Origin of the sequence: Flavonifractor plautii ATCC 29863 (assembly GCF_000239295.1) — a bacterium.
GTDB lineage: Bacteria > Bacillota > Clostridia > Oscillospirales > Oscillospiraceae > Flavonifractor > Flavonifractor plautii.
Window position 1 is genome coordinate 1 of the sequence record NZ_JH417785.1, and the last position, 2,607, is coordinate 2,607.

The 2,607-nt window shown below is 62.8% G+C and carries 4 protein-coding genes; all 4 read left to right on the forward strand.

Annotated features, from left to right (window positions below):
* Positions 1-429: 429 nt before the first annotated feature.
* The 4 genes from HMPREF0372_RS10160 to HMPREF0372_RS10175 all read left to right on the forward strand — a co-directional run bounded on the left by HMPREF0372_RS10160 (position 430) and on the right by HMPREF0372_RS10175 (position 2,564).
* Positions 430-618, forward strand: coding sequence for a YlcI/YnfO family protein (locus HMPREF0372_RS10160; RefSeq protein WP_009259661.1), 189 nt, complete (start codon positions 430-432; stop codon positions 616-618).
* Positions 608-904 (forward strand): hypothetical protein, encoded by a 297-nt coding sequence (locus tag HMPREF0372_RS10165; protein ID WP_007491846.1) that lies wholly within the window; start codon positions 608-610, stop codon positions 902-904. The genes HMPREF0372_RS10160 and HMPREF0372_RS10165 overlap by 11 nt, the downstream gene beginning before the upstream one ends.
* A gap of 173 nt (positions 905-1,077) precedes the next feature.
* Positions 1,078-2,262: a DEAD/DEAH box helicase gene (locus tag HMPREF0372_RS10170; RefSeq protein ID WP_007491848.1), complete on the forward strand. Its 1,185-nt coding sequence runs from the start codon at positions 1,078-1,080 to the stop codon at positions 2,260-2,262.
* 95 nt (positions 2,263-2,357) lie between these two features.
* Positions 2,358-2,564, forward strand: coding sequence for a PspC domain-containing protein (locus HMPREF0372_RS10175; RefSeq protein ID WP_007491850.1), 207 nt, complete (start codon positions 2,358-2,360; stop codon positions 2,562-2,564).
* The last annotated feature ends 43 nt before the right edge of the window (positions 2,565-2,607 follow it).

A 2,607-nucleotide genomic window follows, 5' to 3' on the forward strand; every position in this document is an offset into this window, starting at 1 on the left:
GGGCTGGCATACCCTCCCTTCCTGGGGGGTACATCCAATAGGGGGGCCGCAGCCCCCCTGATTGGCCGTTTCAAGGGGTGGGGTGTCGGGGCGGGGGAAATCGGAATCCCCCGCCCCGACCCGTCTTTCCCCCCGCTTTCTTCGGCAAGAAAGCGGGGCCGCCGGAGGCATGACAAGAAAGCAGATATAAAGAGGGGGAGTATGGAAGGCGCGCCGACACGGTGCAGGGCGGGCCGATGTGGGCATCGGCGCCTACGAAAGGCCGACGGTGGTGACAAGCCCTTGTAGGGGCGGCCTTTATGGCCGCCCGCGGGCGACCACAAGGGTCGCCCCTACGCGGAGAGGAGCGGCCGTGCTTTACGATTTGCCTTACAATATGTAGTGCTTACAAAGCCCACAGATTGCCATACAGTAGAGATGGTGATTTGTATGGGAAGAAAATTTCAACTGCCCTCCATTCCGGAGACAACGCCCAAGAACATACGTTTTCCCAATGAAATTATTCAGCAGGTGGACGAGGTGATCCAGGGGACAAACGTGACGTTTTCCCGCTTTGTAATTGAGGCGACGCGGGTGGCGCTGGAGAATATGAAGGAGGACGGGGAAGATGGTGAATGACTGGGAATCGGCCTTTGAGGCGTGCCCGCCCTACGGCGAGGGAAAGGGGGCCTATGGCCCCGAGGACACGGCCCTTTTGACGGAGATGGAGCGCACGCTGGAGAAGCTGCTGCCCTGGCTGGAGGCGGAGGGGGTTTACCTCCTGAACGAGTATCTGGAGGTCTACCGCCGCTATGCCCGCCGGAGCAGCCGCTACTACTTTTACCGCGGGAGCCTCTACGGGGCCCGGGAGGCCCTGGAGATCTGGGCGGAGGAGCACGGCGGGAGCGGCGCCGCACTTGCGTAATGGGCGGGGCTATGATATAGTATTGGCGCGAGACAGGCCGGAGCCGCTTCCGGCCGATGGATTTGAGGTCGCGCCCCCGCGGTGAGGCGGGCGTTTGGGTACGAAACGGGGTTTCGGCTGCCTGTGGGGACCTTGAATCAGGCAAAACGAAACGAAAGGATGTTTGTACCCGAATGGAAATCAACGGCGAGCAGGTGAACGGGACCAAAACCTACGCGGAGCTGGGGCTGTCCGAGGCCATCATGAGGGCCATTGAAAAGAAGGGCTATGTCCAGGCCACCCCCGTCCAGGCGGGGGCGATCCCCTATTTCATGGAGTGGAAGGATGTCATTGCCAAGGCCCCCACCGGCACGGGCAAGACCTTTGCCTTCGGCATCCCCATGGTGGAGCACATCGACCCGGAGTGCGCCGACGTGCAGGGCCTGGTGCTGGCCCCCACCCGGGAGCTGGCGGTGCAGATCCAGGAGGAGCTGCGGGATCTGTGCGAGTTCAAGGAGGGGGTGCGCACCGTCTGCCTCTACGGCGGGGCCCCCATCGACAGGCAGATCAACACCCTGAAAAAGAAGCCCCAGATCGTGGTGGCCACCCCTGGCCGCCTCATGGACCACATGAAGCGCCGCACCGTCCGGCTGGACAAGGTGCGGACCGTGGTGCTGGACGAGGCCGACCGGATGCTGGACATGGGCTTCGTGCGGGACGTGACCCGTATCCTGGATCAGCTCAAGCACCGCAGAAACCTGGGCATGTTTTCCGCCACCATCAGCCGGGAGGTCATGGACATCTCCTGGGTGTACCAGCGGGACCCGGTGGAGATCACCGTCCGCCCGGTGGAGGAGTCCAAGCCGGACATCACCCAGTACCGCATTGATCTGGATGGCCGGGAGCAGAAGCTGGACACCATCGCGGCCCTCATCACCCACGGGGAGTACGAGCGGGCCATCGCCTTCTGCAACACCAAGAACATGACCGACCGGCTGGCCGGCCTGCTGAAGATGCGGGGCATCTCCTGCGAGGCCATCCACGGCGACATTCAGCAGCGCATCCGGGAGAAGACCCTGGAGAAGTTCAAGCGGGGCGAGATCAAGGTGCTGGTGGCCACCGACGTGGCCGCCCGGGGCCTGGACATCGACGACGTGGACGCGGTGTTCAACTACGACGTGCCCGACGAGCTGGAGAACTACACCCACCGCATCGGCCGCACCGGCCGGGCCAAGCGCCACGGCGTGGCCTACACCTTCATCGCCACCATCACCGAGGGCATCCGCATGGATGATATCGTGCGCAACACCAAGGCGGAGGTGCAGCGGCTCAGATACGACGCCGACGGCTGCCTCATGCTGGTGGAGGACGGCAAATAATTTTCATGGATTTTTAAGAAAGCCCGAAGGACTTTTTAACCCCTCCCGTGGTATCCTATGTCCAGAATTCGAAATCACCTCGGGAGGATTTTCAGATGAACGAGACAAAAAAGCTGTACCGGCTGGATCACGGCGCTCTGGCTGGCGTGTGCGGCGGCGTGGCCGAGTACTTTAATGTGGACGCCAACCTGGTGCGCCTCATCTGGGTGGCGCTGTGCTTCGCGGGCACCGCAGGGCTGTGGCTCTATGTGGCGGCGGCCCTGCTGCTGCCCAAGAAGAGCCAGGTCTACCCCGGCTGGTGAGGACAACGGAAAATACGGTACGGCGGCCGCCCCTCGGGCGGCC

What these genes read in the sequence shown, in the direction of transcription:
- HMPREF0372_RS10165 (WP_007491846.1), top strand. Translation starts at nt 608, where the DNA reads ATGGTGAATGACTGGGAATCGGCCTTTGAGGCGTGCCCGCCCTACGGC.
- HMPREF0372_RS10160 (WP_009259661.1), top strand. Translation starts at nt 430, where the DNA reads ATGGGAAGAAAATTTCAACTGCCCTCCATTCCGGAGACAACGCCCAAG.
- HMPREF0372_RS10175 (WP_007491850.1), top strand. Translation starts at nt 2,358, where the DNA reads ATGAACGAGACAAAAAAGCTGTACCGGCTGGATCACGGCGCTCTGGCT.
- HMPREF0372_RS10170 (WP_007491848.1), top strand. Translation starts at nt 1,078, where the DNA reads ATGGAAATCAACGGCGAGCAGGTGAACGGGACCAAAACCTACGCGGAG.